This is a genomic window from Marinomonas sp. ATLA20, from assembly GCF_057180105.1.
Genome location: NZ_JBXUKU010000005.1, coordinates 24,001 through 39,194, shown reverse-complemented (window position 1 = coordinate 39,194; position 15,194 = coordinate 24,001). Strand labels below are relative to the sequence as shown.

14 protein-coding genes are annotated in these 15,194 nt (G+C 41.8%); 7 read left to right on the top strand and 7 right to left on the bottom strand.

Annotated features, from left to right (window positions below; all coding sequences use genetic code 11):
* Nucleotides 1-144 precede the first annotated feature (144 nt).
* Complete coding sequence (locus tag AC2A4J_RS09835) at nt 145-906, top strand: EAL domain-containing protein (protein ID WP_255828847.1); 762 nt, start codon at nt 145-147, stop codon at nt 904-906.
* A 10-nt stretch (nt 907-916) separates the two neighbouring features.
* On the opposite strand, the gene AC2A4J_RS09830 is transcribed toward AC2A4J_RS09835, so the two are convergent.
* Nucleotides 917-1,381 carry an ASCH domain-containing protein gene (locus AC2A4J_RS09830; protein WP_484175873.1) on the bottom strand — a complete coding sequence of 155 codons (465 nt, stop codon included), beginning with the start codon at nt 1,379-1,381 and terminating at the stop codon, nt 917-919.
* Between the two features lie 41 nt (nt 1,382-1,422).
* Nucleotides 1,423-1,614, bottom strand: coding sequence for a DUF3185 family protein (locus AC2A4J_RS09825; protein WP_255828845.1), 192 nt, complete (start codon nt 1,612-1,614; stop codon nt 1,423-1,425).
* A 172-nt stretch (nt 1,615-1,786) separates the two neighbouring features.
* On the opposite strand from AC2A4J_RS09825, the gene AC2A4J_RS09820 reads away from it, so the two are divergent.
* A complete protein-coding gene (locus AC2A4J_RS09820) occupies nt 1,787-2,158 on the top strand; it encodes a glutathione S-transferase N-terminal domain-containing protein (protein ID WP_484175872.1) in 372 nt (123 codons plus the stop codon).
* 79 nt (nt 2,159-2,237) lie between these two features.
* Here the strand turns inward: AC2A4J_RS09820 and AC2A4J_RS09815 are convergent, their stop codons facing one another.
* Together AC2A4J_RS09815 and AC2A4J_RS09810 are read right to left on the bottom strand one after the other, a co-directional pair.
* Nucleotides 2,238-3,146: an NAD-dependent epimerase/dehydratase family protein gene (locus AC2A4J_RS09815; protein WP_484175871.1), complete on the bottom strand. Its 909-nt coding sequence runs from the start codon at nt 3,144-3,146 to the stop codon at nt 2,238-2,240.
* A 19-nt stretch (nt 3,147-3,165) separates the two neighbouring features.
* On the bottom strand, nt 3,166-3,870 hold the full coding sequence (locus AC2A4J_RS09810; RefSeq protein ID WP_484175870.1) for a pseudouridine synthase: 705 nt from the start codon (nt 3,868-3,870) through the stop codon (nt 3,166-3,168).
* A 155-nt stretch (nt 3,871-4,025) separates the two neighbouring features.
* Between AC2A4J_RS09810 and AC2A4J_RS09805 the strand changes: the two genes are divergently transcribed.
* The 3 genes from AC2A4J_RS09805 to AC2A4J_RS09795 all read left to right on the top strand — a co-directional run bounded on the left by AC2A4J_RS09805 (nt 4,026) and on the right by AC2A4J_RS09795 (nt 6,724).
* Nucleotides 4,026-5,222, top strand: coding sequence for a DEAD/DEAH box helicase (locus tag AC2A4J_RS09805; protein ID WP_484175869.1), 1,197 nt, complete (start codon nt 4,026-4,028; stop codon nt 5,220-5,222).
* A gap of 192 nt (nt 5,223-5,414) precedes the next feature.
* The gene (locus AC2A4J_RS09800; RefSeq protein WP_255828840.1) at nt 5,415-6,359 is read left to right on the top strand and encodes a M23 family metallopeptidase; all 945 of its coding nucleotides are present in this window, start codon (nt 5,415-5,417) and stop codon (nt 6,357-6,359) included.
* Complete coding sequence (locus AC2A4J_RS09795; protein ID WP_255828839.1) at nt 6,269-6,724, top strand: bactofilin family protein; 456 nt, start codon at nt 6,269-6,271, stop codon at nt 6,722-6,724. The genes AC2A4J_RS09800 and AC2A4J_RS09795 overlap by 91 nt, the downstream gene beginning before the upstream one ends.
* Nucleotides 6,725-6,831: 107 nt before the next feature.
* Here AC2A4J_RS09795 and AC2A4J_RS09790 read toward each other — a convergent pair whose 3' ends face one another.
* The 3 genes from AC2A4J_RS09790 to AC2A4J_RS09780 all read right to left on the bottom strand — a co-directional run bounded on the left by AC2A4J_RS09790 (nt 6,832) and on the right by AC2A4J_RS09780 (nt 11,586).
* Nucleotides 6,832-8,976, bottom strand: a complete 2,145-nt coding sequence (locus tag AC2A4J_RS09790) for a transporter substrate-binding domain-containing diguanylate cyclase (protein ID WP_484175868.1) — start codon at nt 8,974-8,976, stop codon at nt 6,832-6,834.
* Nucleotides 8,977-9,079: 103 nt separating this feature from the next.
* Complete coding sequence (gene rho / locus AC2A4J_RS09785) at nt 9,080-10,039, bottom strand: transcription termination factor Rho (RefSeq protein WP_484175867.1); 960 nt, start codon at nt 10,037-10,039, stop codon at nt 9,080-9,082.
* 62 nt (nt 10,040-10,101) lie between these two features.
* Nucleotides 10,102-11,586 carry an FAD-dependent oxidoreductase gene (locus AC2A4J_RS09780; protein WP_484175866.1) on the bottom strand — a complete coding sequence of 495 codons (1,485 nt, stop codon included), beginning with the start codon at nt 11,584-11,586 and terminating at the stop codon, nt 10,102-10,104.
* A gap of 296 nt (nt 11,587-11,882) precedes the next feature.
* Here AC2A4J_RS09780 and acnA point away from each other — a divergent pair, with 296 nt between their 5' ends.
* Nucleotides 11,883-14,627: an aconitate hydratase AcnA gene (gene acnA / locus AC2A4J_RS09775; protein ID WP_484175865.1), complete on the top strand. Its 2,745-nt coding sequence runs from the start codon at nt 11,883-11,885 to the stop codon at nt 14,625-14,627.
* Nucleotides 14,628-14,927: 300 nt separating this feature from the next.
* Nucleotides 14,928-15,188 (top strand): hypothetical protein, encoded by a 261-nt coding sequence (locus AC2A4J_RS09770; protein ID WP_484175864.1) that lies wholly within the window; start codon nt 14,928-14,930, stop codon nt 15,186-15,188.
* The last annotated feature ends 6 nt before the right edge of the window (nt 15,189-15,194 follow it).

Here is a 15,194-nt window from a genome sequence, read left to right as displayed (position 1 = left end):
AATGCAAAACTCAGTGCTGGTAAATTTGAGTTGAAAGCTCTATCGTTTAATAATCTATACAAATCATTGTGATAGAGAATAAAGCACTCAAACGATGTCTCACTATTCTCTGCCCACTAAACGAAATACACAGAGAGCCGCGATATGATACAAAAGGACTTTCGAAAGTTAGGCTGCGCAGAATGTTCAACTGGGTGTGACTTAGGCTTTGATTTCACAATGGCGTTTCAGCCGATTATTAATAGCCGGACAAAAACGGTCTTTGCACAAGAAGCTCTGGTACGCGGCTTGAATCAAGAGAGTGCATTTCAGGTTTTTCAGAACGTTAATGAAACGAACCGCTATCGCTTTGATCAAAGTTGTCGAGTGAAAGCCATCAAGCTTGCAGCAGAACTAGAAGTTCACAAACACAGCTTTCTTAGTATTAACTTCTTACCTAACGCGGTTTACAAACCAGAACTTTGCATACGAACCACGCTAAACGCCGCAGAAGAGTATCAATTTCCAAAAGAAAAGATCATTTTTGAATTCACTGAAAACGAACAAATTACGGACAGCAAACACTTAGAATCCATCATCCAGCATTATCAGCAACAAGGTTTTTTAACCGCTACTGATGACTTTGGCTCTGGATTTAATGGTCTAAACCAACTTGCCGACCTTAAAACAGACATCACCAAAATCGATATGGCGCTCGTAAAGAACATCGACCAAGACAAAAAGCGCCAAATCATCGTACGAAACTTGGTAAACCTGTTTAATGAACTGAATATGATAATCATCGCAGAAGGCGTTGAAACACAAGCTGAATACCTCACATTACAAGATATGGGCATTCATCTTTTCCAAGGCTACTATTTTGCTCGACCAAGCTTTGAATCACTGGCAGAAATTAACTGGGACTAGCTAGCAATATTTATTGATAAACAACCTTAAAGCGCTCTAACACCAACGGCATATCTTCCGTTGGCTCAATGCCTAACTCTTCGCACTCCGCAGAGAAAAAAGCCCAGTGCGCTTCACGCCACCAACCTAACGTTTTATCGCCCTCACCTTCCGCGGCGGCAAACTCAGCGTTTACTTCACAGTATAGACACTCGCTAACTGAAGTAATTTCGATGATACACATAGGTTTGCCGTCCCAATTTGTCACGACTTGTAAATGACCAACCTGAGGCATGGCTTCACCTTCGTGGCTGTACCAATGTTTCATACTACAAGAAGCTTGTTTTTCACCTTGCACAATTAAATCAGCACACAGATTGGCATTAAACTCATCAGCACAATAATAGTCGGCACTAAAAGACGTGTATTTTTCGGCGACCTCTAGCGGTAAGGAATGAAGAAAACTCTCCAAATACACTTTGCTTCTTTCTTCCATGATACATTCAACCTCTTTTGTCATTTAATAAATATTAATGATTATTTCAATCTGGTAAGGCCCACCAAAATACAAATAATCCCCCCTACCATCCCGACCCAAGCTTCTACAGGTGTCTCACCAATTATTGCCCGTGTCACTTGCGAACTAGCCGCATCGTAAATGTTATATCCCCATACCGCCAAAGCAGCACCAGCGATCACTAAAATAATACCGATAACTTTATTGTTCATCCTGACTCCAAAAGGCTCTAAATTCAGTTAAGTAAAATTGATAATGGCACATATCACAGCACAAATTGAAATCATTTAACTCTACCCCTTAAATGATTTGCACTTTGTCGTTAGAATGACGCTCATTGACCCCCTAAATTGATTTAAGCTTTAAGAACAAGTGAGCGTTTACATGAAAATACTGATCAACTTCATCCGTAATCTACTAGGCTACGTTATCATCGCCGTTGACCTTGTAACCCGTGGAGCTAAGAAAAAGCGCGCGCCAGAAAAGCAACAAGAGATCAACCAAGAGCTGAAAAACTTCACTCTGTACCAATTCGCTGCCTGCCCATTTTGTACTAAAACACGAAGAGCTATGTATAAATTAAATCTACCAATTGAAAAGCGTAATGCGCCAGAAGGTTCAAAACATCGCGCTGAATTGCTAGAAGGTGGCGGTAAAGTAAAAGTACCTTGCTTACGCATTGAGCAAGACGGCAAAGTCGAGTGGATGTATGAATCTTCAGACATCATTAGCTATCTTGAAAAGCGCTTTGCTTAAAGCGAATAGAGAGATTTCTGATGACAAAACAAAACGGCTTCTGCAATAGAAGCCGTTTTTATTGGCTGAAAAGCCAACATCACTCACTAGGTACTTGAACATAATCTCGCCAATTATGGCGCTCAATAAAGCCTAGTACTTCGCGAATTTTACGATTCGAAAACAAGGCCTCATGCTCGCCCATTTCTCTGGTAAATGGCACACTTGGAAAAAAACGCTCAGCTAATTCTTTAGTCGGAATAATTGTGCCATTGTGATCGTTTCCGGCATTAAATATTTGAAAACCTAAGCCGTCCTTTTGCAAACACAAATCAACGATTTGCCCAAGATCACGTGCATCAATATAACAAAATGCATTTCGGCGACGTACTTCAGGGTGTTTAAAGTAATTCGGGAACAACTCAGCGTATTCATGGGGTTCAACCACATTGCCAATGCGCAACGCGTAAATATCAATTCCTGAACGACGTTGAAAGCTACGTGCTGTTTTCTCATTCACCACTTTAGATAATCCGTAGCTGTCCATCGGATCGACATCATAATCTTCTTCTAATGGCAGTGAGTGAGGATTAGTTTGCCCATCAGAAAAACAAATACCGTAAGTCGTCTCGGACGAGGCAATAATAACTTTCTTAATACCAAGTTTTACTGCCGCTTCGATGACGTTATAAGTCCCTACGGTATTAACTCGAAAGGTTTCATTATCTGGATTAATTAAGATTCTTGGCACCGCAGCAAAATGAACGACTGCATCAAACGTTGGCACTCCCGTTCCAGGCTCTAACTCATCAAATCCGGCATATGACGTCATCGCGTTAAACATCTGACCGGAATCAGTAATATCTGCGATTAAGTTATCGACTTGAGGATGATCGAGTGGCGTCAAATCTACATTAAGTACTCGATAGCCCTGCTCCAGTAGATACGCAACTGCATGCTTACCAGCTTTTCCCGATCCACCTGTAAATAATATGCGTTTTGCCGTCATAAACTAACCTCCATGAATTTTAATTATTATTGAAAGAATCTACTTCACTTTTGGACAAATAGCGCCATTGTCCGGCGTCGAGATCTAAGCAAACCTCGCCTATTTGCTCACGATGCAAACCAACCACACGATTACCAACCGCTGCGAACATGCGCTTTACTTGATGAAACTTGCCTTCAGTGATGGTTAAGCGCACTTCATTCGAGGCAATAATATCTAGCTCTGCAGGACGAGTAAAACTCGCTTCGCCTTGCAGTTTCAGCCCCTTTTTGAACTGAGCAATAAGGTCTTGGCTACAATTTTTTGAAATCGCTTGAGACAATAGAACTCGATAGACTTTGCGGCAATCATTGCTAGGTTGAGTAATATTAAATGACCAACGGCCATCATCGGTAATCAGCACCAACCCCGTTGTATCAGCATCCAAGCGCCCTGCAATATGCAACTCAGAGACTTTATCAACCTCTAGATGATTGAACAAAGACGGATAAACTTCATCAATATTCGAGCACACCGTAGCTGCTGGCTTATTCATCATAATGTAGCGAAAATCACGCGTTTTCAGTCTAACACCATGCAAGAGTACGGCATTATTTTCATGGACCTGTGCCGCTTCATTCGTAACAACCACACCATTAACAAAAACCTCACCCGAATGAATACATTGAATCGCATCCGTTCTGGTCAGCTCAGTACTTTTACAAACAAACTTATCAAGACGCATAACCAGCAATTTTAGACAGAGGAAGAACCAGACATTATCCTTGACCACCCAGAATTATCAATGGCGAACGTTTTGTGATTAACAACCCCTAGTACCTTCGGTTTACGTTATACTGCCCCCCATCTTATTATTACGACAATCTGTCAGAGCACTTTATGCCATTTGCAAAACTAGGATTATCCAGTCCTCTTGTCCAAGCTATTACTGAACTGGGTTACAAAACCCCTACGCCAGTCCAAAAACAAGCGATTCCCGTCATTCTTTCAGGTAAAGACCTAATCGCTACCGCGCAAACAGGCACAGGCAAAACTGCCGCGTTTGTTCTACCGCTATTAGAGCGTTTTACTAAAGCAGGAACCCTACGCGGCAAACGCATTCGAGTACTAATTCTTGTGCCAACTCGAGAGTTAGCGGTTCAGGTTGAAGCAAGTGTTGCTCAATACGCTAAACACACTAAGCTAACGTCTATGGCCATTTATGGCGGTGTGGATACTGAAGCGCAAAAAGAGCGTTTAATAGAAGGCGTAGATATTCTCGTCGCCACTCCAGGCAGGTTGCTCGACTTGGCTCATCAGCGTGCGCTGCACTTTGATGAACTGAAAGTCATGGTGTTGGACGAAGCCGACAGAATGGTCGACATGGGATTTGTTGGCGATATCAACAAGATCATGGAGCGCTTACCTGAAAACCGTCAGAACTTATTGTTCTCAGCAACAATGACAGACGATGTTCGCGCCCTTGCCTATGATTTTTCAGACAGCAAGATGACTGGCCTAGCGGCTGAAATCTCCATTTCTCCAAACGTACGCGCGGCAAAAAATATCAAACAATGGCTAATCACTGTCGATAAAGACACCAAGTCAGCCCTATTAAGTCATTTGATTAACGAGCAAAAATGGGATCAGGCACTTATCTTTATCGAGAAAAAACACGGCGCCGCCAAGCTTGTCGATCAGCTCGCCAAACGTGGCATAGTCGCTGATTGTATTCACGGTGATAGAAGCCAAGCCATGCGTGAAAAAATATTGGCTCAATTCAAATCTGGCGAACTAAAATATCTAGTCGCAACCGGCGTCGCTGCGCGGGGATTGGATATCGGAGAATTAAGCCGTGTGGTCAATTACGACTTGCCGTTCAAACCAGAAGAATACATTCACCGCATTGGTCGAACAGGTCGTGCTGGTGCTTCTGGCGAAGCCATTTCTTTCGTTGCCATGGGTGACTTTAAAAACCTTTGCGCCATCGAAAGTCGACTAAAACACATCATCGATCGCAAAGAAATTGCAGGCTTTCCGGTCAGAAAAGTCGTGCCAGTTTCTATTTTAAATTACGTCCGCAAAGCAAATCGTTAACATCGCGTCTTTCTATGTTTTGTTATAGAAGATCCGCTTTAGGTAGAGTTTTATACCTAAAGCGCCTCCCTTTACATAAACCTGAAATATTTATGCATAAAAACAGCACGACTGCATACAAAAGTTTACAAAGCTAGCTGCTTTGCTGTATATCTAAGTAATGAATTATGATGTTGGTAAAAAAGTAAAACGATGAAAGACAATATAACGGTATCCATTTCTTCAGTTGATGGAACAAAGCATTTTAGTTTCGGAAAACGATCACGTCATACATTCAAGTTTATCAGCTATATTATTTTTCTTGGGCTCTTAGTGACTGGTGGCATTATCTACTACTTAGTTACTGATGCTGAGTCTTCAAAACTCAAACTGCTCGAACTAGAAAATAAATCCTCTTCTTTGACCAAAGAAATCACCTCGCTTACTGCACTAAAGATAAGCTTGGAACAGGACTTAACGGATCGAGAAGAGCGAATGCAATTAGTGTCTGATCGATTAAACGATTTAGAAAAAGTTCTCGGTATGGATGACCAAGACAGTGTCGAGCTTGAATCACGTTTAGATACAGCAGCGATGAACTCATCCTTACGAGTAGCCATGCTGACTCAGATACCAAGTGGACCGCCAGTAAAGAATGCAAGAACCTCTTCTGGTTATGGTAAAAGGCAGCACCCTGTTCTAGGCATAACAAAGTTTCATCGCGGCCAAGATTTTGCTGTTAATACAGGAACGCCAATTTATGCGCCAGCAGATGGCACAGTAGAAGTCACTAGACCCAGTAAAAAAGGTTCAGGTAACTTCCTACGCTTATTACATGGGTATGGATTTTCTAGCTCTTACTCTCACATGAGTAAGTTCGCAGTTAATAAAGGTGACTTTATTAAAAAAGGCGACTTGATAGGTTATTCAGGTAACAGCGGATTAACCTCAGGACCGCACTTACATTATGAAATACGGTTCATTGGACGAGCACTAGACCCCAAACCATTTATCGCTTGGGATGTAGATAATTTTGACACAATTTTTGAAAGTGTAAGAGGTATACGATGGGAATCTTTGGTGGACAAAATAGAGTTAAGAGTCAGTCAGCAACTACAACTCTCATCGCAGAAGGCTGCACAATTAACGGACACATAAAAGTTGCGAATCATCTACAAATTGATGGCACTGTCGAAGGCCAGATTGAAGCAAAAAATCAAATCAAAATTAGCACCTCAGGTACTGTGCAAGGCGAAATCACCACAGAACGCTTGATTATAAATGGCAATTTTGAAGGTATTTGCCATGCTACTTACATTGAAATCTTAAGCTGCGGTCGCGTCAGTGGCACGGTGTACAGTGATAACTTAAGCATTGAACCCGGCGGCAAGTTTATGGGCATTACCAACCCTTCTGACCAAATCGTAGAAGAGCAGGAACACCATGAAAGCTTGAGCAGCCTTGATGAGCTAGACCATCAAAAGGAAAAAGTGGTTTTGATTAATAACGATAAAAACGTTTAGTCTAAAATCAATTTTTAGGTTGAACGCCAATAACCAGAATATTGTTCTGGGTTGGTTGAGTATTTCTAATGATACTCAACCATAGGACAAGTCAGTCGCTTGATAATTTAATGAACAACAACCCTATTTCGGCCACTTTCCTTCGCCTCATAAAGCGCATTATCCGCTCTCTTAATCACCGTCTCTATCGTATCGCCTTGCATGGAAAAGGTTAAACCGAAACTCGCAGTTTTGTGCTCAATACCTTGAAAATCATATTGCGAAATTTCAAGCCTAACTTTTTCTATTATTAACCTAACATCGTCAATGCTTGATTCAGGAAAAATAATAATAAACTCTTCCCCACCATAACGACCAACATAATCCGTCGCTCTCAAACTGCTTTTTAAAACATCAGAAAACTCGACGAGAACACTATCACCACGCTGATGGCCATATTTATCGTTAACTTCTTTAAAATGATCAATATCCAGTATCGAAAGACAAAAACCCTGCTTCGAATGGCTAGCTTTATCAATTTCAGCCTGTATAAGATTTTCTAATTTTCTCCGATTAAACAGTGCCGTCAGGTTATCGGTCAACGCCAACCTGTTTAATTCTTTATTTTTTTCTTCAATATCCTTTTGGGCCTGTTTTAATAGCCTGTTAGCTTGAGCTATTTTCCTATTCCAATACATTATAAAAGAAAGGAAAATCAAAATGCCCAGCACTATTTGCCATACAATCTTATAATTAACATCTTGTTCGTATTTTATAGGAATCCATTTTGTAAAGATGGTCCTATGGCGCTCATTCGTGATGTTATTAACCACTTTTTGTAAAACGCCTAACAGAATAGAGTCATCTTTTCTTACGGCAATAGATAACTGTAAACTTTCAGATATTTTCCCTGCTATTTTCAACTCACCGAAATATTTACTTTGAAACTCATAGCCAATACTGGCTAGCGTATCAACAAAAGCAAAAAGACTGCCGTTTTTCACCTGATCTAAACCATCATAAATATCATCTACTTCAATTATTTTTAAAGAAGGATATTTTTCACGTAAAATCTTAACAAAAGCATCCCCTTTTATAACCCCAATATTTTCACCTTCCAAGTCTAAAATCTGGTTTATAAATGGAACATCAACTTTAGTGGCGACAACTAAAGGAACATCTAAATAGTGACTTGTGAAATTTAAATATTCTTTCCTTTCCGGCGTCTCCATGCCTAAGGCAAGCATGTCACATTTTTTCTGTTTTATATATTCTACAGATTCATTCCACGTATTGGTTTTGACTAGTTCAAACTTGGCAGAAAGCATTTGCTCAAAAAGCCGATAGTAGTCTGAACTCATTCCAATGTGCTCGCCATCTTCACTTAGAGCCTCAAAAGGTAAACCACTTGGGTTAATGCAATATTTAATAGTATGAGTATTAAGATAATTTTTTTCTGAATCACTAAGGTCAATGTGCCCACCCGGATACTCTTTGATAGATCCTATCCACTTATCGCTCAAAGCTTCCATTTCTCGATTCGATATAGAAGCAAGAGTTTTTTGCATAATGGATACCAGTAAACTGTTTTCGGGCTGCAACCCGAAGCGCAAGTCTTCTCTTTTTGTATTTGGTAAAATAAGCTCACTTGCTAAAGTGATATTGTCATAAAGATTCTTTTTTATAAGATAGTTTATATTAGGTAAATTTTGCATTAGGGCATCAATTTCCCCAAACACTAACCCTTTTGCTAGCTCAGCATAACTATCATAAAAGACCAAGTTCATCGTCCCTAAATCTTCCAGTTCTTTAACGTAAAAAACCTCTTTCAGAACGCCAACTCTTTTACCAGTCAAACTTTTTAGACCATCATACTGACCAAAATTATCTCTAACAAAAACCATAATGGGTATATTGTAATAAGCACTCGTAAATACAGTAAATGGCTCACGATATTTTTTATAAGAAATACTGCCTATCATATCGATTTCTTTATTTTTGAACGCATTATAAATAGTCATCCACTTATCAATATGCCTTTCAAATTTCAACCCGGTTTTCTTAGAAATAAGATCTAATAAATCATGCTCAAACCCAATTGGCTTACCTTCTATATAATACGAAAACGGAGTGAAATCTGGCATTAGACCAACTGTCACAACTGGATTTTCTTTAATGTAGTTTTTTTCTTCTTGCGTTAGTTCCAAAGGTTTTGCAATAGACGTGACTGAATACAGAAATAAGAAAATCAGTGATATAAGTAGTTTTGTCATTTCTGCCTCAGTAAAACGTTAAAAAGAAGGTTTAAATCAACCCTGAAATCTATAAAAAATCATCAAAAAAATACCAATCTTTTTAAAAAGCCTTATGTTTTCATCATTCAGTAGGTGAAAAAGCCTTTAATAAATCCACATTGGTTGGGTATTCTTGCAACAAATCAACCAATTTTTGAGCACCATCAGCGGGCTTAAGGTTTGTTAGTGAACGACGCAAAGCACGCACTTTCTCAAGATCTTTTCCATCAATAAGCAATTCCTCACGACGCGTGCTGCTTTTCGCAATATCAATAGCGGGGAAAATGCGATGACTCGCCGCTTCTCGTGATAATACAATTTCCATATTGCCCGTGCCCTTGAACTCTTCAAAGATCACCTGATCCATCTTGCTGCCTGTGTCCACCAGGATAGTCGCCAGAATCGTTAGCGATCCGCCGTTTTCTATTTTTCTCGCGGCACCAAACAGCTTACGAGGAATTTCTAAGGCTCTGGTATCAAGGCCACCAGACATGGTTCGGCCACTACCTCGTTGTTCCGCATTATGATCTCGTGAAAGCCTTGTCAGGGAGTCAATTACAATCATCACGTCTTGACCTTCACCAGCTTGCTTACGCGCAGTTGCAAGCAGCGCATCGGCCACACGAACATGTTGCGTATAACTTTCATCAGAAGACGATGCATGCACTTCAGCCGATACGCTGCGTTTAAAGTCTGTCACTTCTTCAGGCCGTTCATCTATTAATAAAGCATAGAGCTTGATGTCTGGATAAGCCTCAGCTACCGACTGACAAATATGTTTAAGCATAGTGGTTTTGCCCGACCCTGGCGGTGCGACAATCAAGCCTCGCTGCCCCATGCCAATTGGTGTGATCAAGTCCATCGCGCGAACTGTCCGCTCTGAAGAGCCAGATGCCAATTGAATACAAGGGGAAGGATGAATGGCAACGCCGTTTAAAAAACGTTTTTCAGGATCATTCGGATATAAGTCCTCGGCCACCTCATCGACAGGATTCACGTTAGAAGCTCGCTTACCTTTCAAACTTAATATTTTTCTCGTCATAATGTGGTCTTATGGTCTTGGGGGATTTAAAAAATCAGTATCTTAATTTGAACACAATGATGTTACAGATCACTATTTTTTCTTTTTAAAGCTCGGCCTCTCGGCTCATCGCCTTCGTACAGCACACTATCAGAATGCAAGAACTCGGCCGCCTCGGCTGAACCTTCAACTTTAACCGCACTGCGTTCTAACATTTCGGCTTCAAATTCGGTTAATACACTTGCTCGAATACCCGCTTCGCGCCATTGGGATTTTGACCAGCAGCCTTTTGAAATTTCGCGAGCCAAAGCCAACGCATCTAACAAAGCCTGATTCGCACCCTGCCCTTTAAATGGGCTCATTGGGTGAGCGGCATCACCCAGCAAGGTTACTTTATCGCCTTTTTCCAAACGTTCTGCTGTGAGCAATTCTCGATCATACACCGGATAGCCAGACACATGAGTAGCCTGTGTCGCTGCTAAAATTTGCGGAACAGGGTCATGCCATTGTGTTCTGCGACATGCCTCTCCTTTTAAAGCCTGAGTGCCTTGGGCGCTCAATGCCTTAGCATCCTCTTCTGCCATAGGAAAACTAAGCTGCCACATCACAGAATCTGCATCATAAGGCATGATATAAATGCGTTCATTACCATTGGCAGTTTGAAATACTGTCGCTGAATCTAACAATTCGCTTTCCATGCCGTTCAGATCTGATAAAGAGCAAATCCCTAAAATGACAATACAACCAAGATAGCGTAATGGCGTCGTGTCCTCACCAATCAACAAACGGCGTACTGCGCTGCGAATACCATCCGCACCAACAACTAAATCTGCCTTTGCGTGCTTTAACTGCCCATCAACCAAAAAGCTAAGGTCGACATCATCACCCTCTTTAAAGTCGACTAACTGATGTCCCCATTGTACGGCATCGCGTCCACCCAATTGCTCAAGCAAGGCTAAACGCAATGCTTGGCGAGCAATATGAATGTTGGTTCGCTTGGGTGATGTTGTTGCGTCAGACTGCATCCATTTACGCATTCCCCATTCACCTACGACTTTTCCTTCTGTGGTATGAACCACATGTCGTGTTGAAACAACACCTTTTTCTAACGAAAAGATACCAAATCCTTCAATTGCCTTGCTCGCTTGCTGCAAGGTCAATCCATACCCTTGTGAGCGAGCATCAAAACCATGATCACGTTCATACAAGGTAAAAGGAATACCACGATGTAGGCAAGCAACAGCCAAAGCAACACCACCAATGCCGCCACCAATAATGGCAACATGAGGATACTTTTCAGCATCAGGTTCTGCAAAACAGGCAGATTTAATCAACCCAGAACCAAGACAATGCAAACAAGACTCAAGATGACCTTTAGGGCGAACCGGAGCTTTCCCTTCGCCCTTTACTCTTTCAAATTCGCTCAATTCTTTTAAATAAAGCAAACGCACTTTCTTACGTAGCCTGCGGCTTCTTTTACCTCGACCTTGGCACTCAGGACAAACCACCCAACACGCGTTTTCATTTTCCAATTTATTTACTTCTTTTTCATGTGACCTGATTGTCATTTTCTCTTTCTGTTGGGGGATATTGTAACCAATTTAAGCAATACTGCGGCGCATAGTACCCTTGTAGCGATGCTTTTTACTATTACCCCAGAAATTTAATGCGAAAAAATTAAGGTTCTTTTCTATCGACATGCCCATTTTGTGCTTTAACACGACCGAGCATTGGTACCGCGTGTTCGTCTAAGTAATAAAGGGCTGCTACACTATTTTCACATTGATCTATGTTTTAAACACATCGCGACAGAGGATTTTCAAGACATTCATTTAAAGGACTCTAATAATCAAAGGGGAAAAAAATGAACAATAGTTTCGATACCCAACAACAGATTACTGTTAATGGCGAGCCATTTCAGATTCACTCCTTAAAAGGCTTTGGCGATAAAGCCAAACGTCTGCCATTTTCGTTAAAAATATTACTCGAAAACCTACTCCGTAATGAAGATGGCGTTAATATCAAAGAGCAAGATATTCAAGCATTATTAGATTGGGACCCAAAAGCCAAGCCCACATCCGAAGTTGCTTTCACTCCTGCTCGTGTTGTCATGCAAGACTTTACCGGTGTACCTGCCATTGTCGATTTAGCTGCCATGCGAGATGCGATGGGAAAACTAGGCGGCGACCCTGCAAAAATAAACCCACTCTCACCTGCCGAACTGGTCATTGATCACTCAGTACAAGTCGATGGTTACGGCAATGCTGGAGCCTTTGATTTAAATGCAAAACTGGAATATGAACGAAATAAAGAACGCTACGAGTTTTTACGCTGGGGCCAAACCGCTTTTAATAACCTAAAAGTCGTGCCACCAGCCACCGGTATTGTTCACCAAGTCAATTTAGAATATTTAGCCCGCGTTGTATTTAACGAAGACCATAACGGTCAAAAATTTGCTTATCCAGACACGCTAGTGGGAACCGATTCACATACCACCATGATCAACGGCTTGGGTGTACTGGGCTGGGGTGTCGGCGGTATTGAAGCCGAAGCCGCTATGCTCGGCCAACCCATTAGTTTGCTTATCCCTCAAGTTGTCGGTATGAAGTTAAGAGGCCGACTACCAGAAGGCACCACTGCAACCGACCTAGTGTTAACCGTTACTGAAATGCTACGTAATCATGGCGTCGTTGGTAAATTCGTTGAGTTTTACGGCGATGGCTTGGCAGACTTGCCGCTAGCCGATAGAGCCACTATTGCGAATATGGCACCTGAATACGGCGCAACCTGCGGCATTTTCCCCATTGATGAGGAAACGATTAATTATCTGCGTTTAACAAACCGCGATGAAACACAACTTAACCTTATTGAAGACTACGCAAAACACCAAGGCCTATGGCGCAATGATGGCGACGAAGCCATTTATACAGATACCCTTGAACTGAATCTGAATGATGTTGTGCCTAGCCTTGCTGGCCCTAAACGCCCACAAGACAGAATTGCCCTCGATAAAGCGGGTGATGTGATTCGTCATCATTTAAAAGGCTTTCAAGACGAACGAATTGCTCTTACTATTAAAAGTACAGAGGATCAGACTCGTATTGAAAGTGAAGGCCCCGTCGTACACCCCGATGAATCCGTTGATGAAGCGCCCATTAAAGGCGCCGCCATCGTTAATTTTAAAGATCAAGAATTTGAATTGAACGACGGCGCCTGTGTTATTGCCGCCATTACCAGCTGCACCAACACCTCGAACCCAAGTGTGATTTTAGCCGCAGGTTTAGTCGCTAAAAAAGCAAAAAAACTGGGAATCAATGTCAAACCTTGGGTAAAAACCTCATTAGCACCCGGCTCTAAAGTTGTCACAGACTACTTGGAAAAAGCAGAATTAATGGATGATTTAGAAGGTCTTGGCTTTAATCTCGTCGGCTATGGTTGCACCACCTGCATTGGTAACTCAGGTCCATTAGCGACGGAAATATCCGATGCTATCCAAAGAAACAAACTCATTGTTAGCTCTATTTTATCGGGTAACCGAAACTTCGAAGGACGTATTCACCAAGACGTCAAAATGAACTTTTTGGCTTCGCCACCTCTCGTCGTCGCCTATGCCATCGCGGGACGAACCGATATCGATGTCTACAAAGAACCTCTTACGCAAGACGCCAACGGCAAAGATATTTACCTAAAAGATATCTGGCCAAGTGTTAAAGAAGTCAGCGATCTAGTAAAAGAAATTGTCACTAAAGACATGTTCGCCAAAAGCTACGCCAACGTATATCAAGGCGACAAACATTGGCAACAAATTCAAATCCCAGATGGTAAACTATACGACTGGAACGACGCCTCAACCTATATTAAAAAAGCGACCTTTTTTGATGGCATGAGTATCGAGCCTCCGGGCATTCCAACGATTAAAGCCGCGCGCTGTTTAGCCAAACTAGGAGACTCCGTCACTACCGACCATATTTCTCCTGCTGGTTCTATTAAGGCCGATTCACCCGCCGGCTTATACCTGCAAGAACATGGTGTAGAAAAAGCCCAGTTCAATTCTTATGGCTCTCGTCGAGGCAACCATGAAGTCATGGTGCGCGGTACTTTTGCCAACGTTAGACTAAAAAATCTACTGGCTCCAGGCACCGAAGGCGGAGTTACTCGTACTCAACCTGACGATAACCTAGCCAGTATTTACGATGCCGCAATGGCCTATCAAGAAAACAACACGCCGTTAGTCATTCTTGCAGGCAAAGAATACGGTACAGGGTCATCACGTGACTGGGCGGCTAAAGGTTCGTTGCTGCTTGGGGTAAAAGCCGTAATAGCACAAAGTTATGAGCGAATTCACCGCTCTAATTTAATTGGTATGGGCGTTTTGCCCTTGCAGTTTAAAGACGGTGACAGCCATGAATCGCTTGGCTTAACAGGGCAAGAACAATTTGACATCAATGATCTACACGACAAAACCGATGAAGTCACCCTTGTGGCAACCAATAGCGAAGGTCAAGAAGTACGCTTCAGCGCAGATGTACGAATCGATACGCCCAAAGAGTGGGATTACTACAAGCACGGTGGTATTTTACAGTACGTATTACGCGGCATGCTCGACTAACTAACCTAAGTTGCAGCTCTAACTTTGCTGTTTTTAATTTAGTAACAGAACCCATCAGCCTAGCTTAGAAATGAGCTAGGCTGATTTACTTATCTGGTTTGCTTATAAAGCAGATAACCCCTTCTCCCCTTTAAAATCTATAATTGCGCCTTCACCTTCAGGCCTTTCTTTCATTACCAAAATGCGTGTCCTCTCTGAGTCCAGTTTGCTTTTATACTTCTTAATCAAAAGTGGATTCGTTATAATCTGCGTTTCCCCCTATAAAAAAACATATAATTTTAAAAGAGACTAGCCGCTGGCATGGTAAAGGAGAACTGGTTAAAAGTAGCGGGCGTCGCTATGATGCTAGGTGTCGGTTTGTATTTAATTCCACTGGCAATGATCGCTAACTCATCATTAATCCAGTTAGGGACAAGTCCACTACTTGCTATTGCTAGCACCTGTATAATCGCTCTCGCGCTGTATTGCATTTCAATGGCCTTAATTGCGCCTTTCAAGATTATAAAACGCGCACTGTATTTGTCCGTTGGCCTAGTATTAATTTTCGCGCTTCCTATCTAAAACAAA

What these genes read in the sequence shown, in the direction of transcription:
- AC2A4J_RS09835 (WP_255828847.1), top strand. Translation starts at nt 145, where the DNA reads ATGATACAAAAGGACTTTCGAAAGTTAGGCTGCGCAGAATGTTCAACT.
- AC2A4J_RS09830 (WP_484175873.1), bottom strand. Translation starts at nt 1,381, where the DNA reads ATGGAAGAAAGAAGCAAAGTGTATTTGGAGAGTTTTCTTCATTCCTTA.
- AC2A4J_RS09825 (WP_255828845.1), bottom strand. Translation starts at nt 1,614, where the DNA reads ATGAACAATAAAGTTATCGGTATTATTTTAGTGATCGCTGGTGCTGCT.
- AC2A4J_RS09820 (WP_484175872.1), top strand. Translation starts at nt 1,787, where the DNA reads ATGAAAATACTGATCAACTTCATCCGTAATCTACTAGGCTACGTTATC.
- AC2A4J_RS09815 (WP_484175871.1), bottom strand. Translation starts at nt 3,146, where the DNA reads ATGACGGCAAAACGCATATTATTTACAGGTGGATCGGGAAAAGCTGGT.
- AC2A4J_RS09810 (WP_484175870.1), bottom strand. Translation starts at nt 3,870, where the DNA reads ATGCGTCTTGATAAGTTTGTTTGTAAAAGTACTGAGCTGACCAGAACG.
- AC2A4J_RS09805 (WP_484175869.1), top strand. Translation starts at nt 4,026, where the DNA reads ATGCCATTTGCAAAACTAGGATTATCCAGTCCTCTTGTCCAAGCTATT.
- AC2A4J_RS09800 (WP_255828840.1), top strand. Translation starts at nt 5,415, where the DNA reads ATGAAAGACAATATAACGGTATCCATTTCTTCAGTTGATGGAACAAAG.
- AC2A4J_RS09795 (WP_255828839.1), top strand. Translation starts at nt 6,269, where the DNA reads ATGGGAATCTTTGGTGGACAAAATAGAGTTAAGAGTCAGTCAGCAACT.
- AC2A4J_RS09790 (WP_484175868.1), bottom strand. Translation starts at nt 8,976, where the DNA reads ATGACAAAACTACTTATATCACTGATTTTCTTATTTCTGTATTCAGTC.
- rho (WP_484175867.1), bottom strand. Translation starts at nt 10,039, where the DNA reads ATGACGAGAAAAATATTAAGTTTGAAAGGTAAGCGAGCTTCTAACGTG.
- AC2A4J_RS09780 (WP_484175866.1), bottom strand. Translation starts at nt 11,586, where the DNA reads ATGACAATCAGGTCACATGAAAAAGAAGTAAATAAATTGGAAAATGAA.
- acnA (WP_484175865.1), top strand. Translation starts at nt 11,883, where the DNA reads ATGAACAATAGTTTCGATACCCAACAACAGATTACTGTTAATGGCGAG.
- AC2A4J_RS09770 (WP_484175864.1), top strand. Translation starts at nt 14,928, where the DNA reads ATGGTAAAGGAGAACTGGTTAAAAGTAGCGGGCGTCGCTATGATGCTA.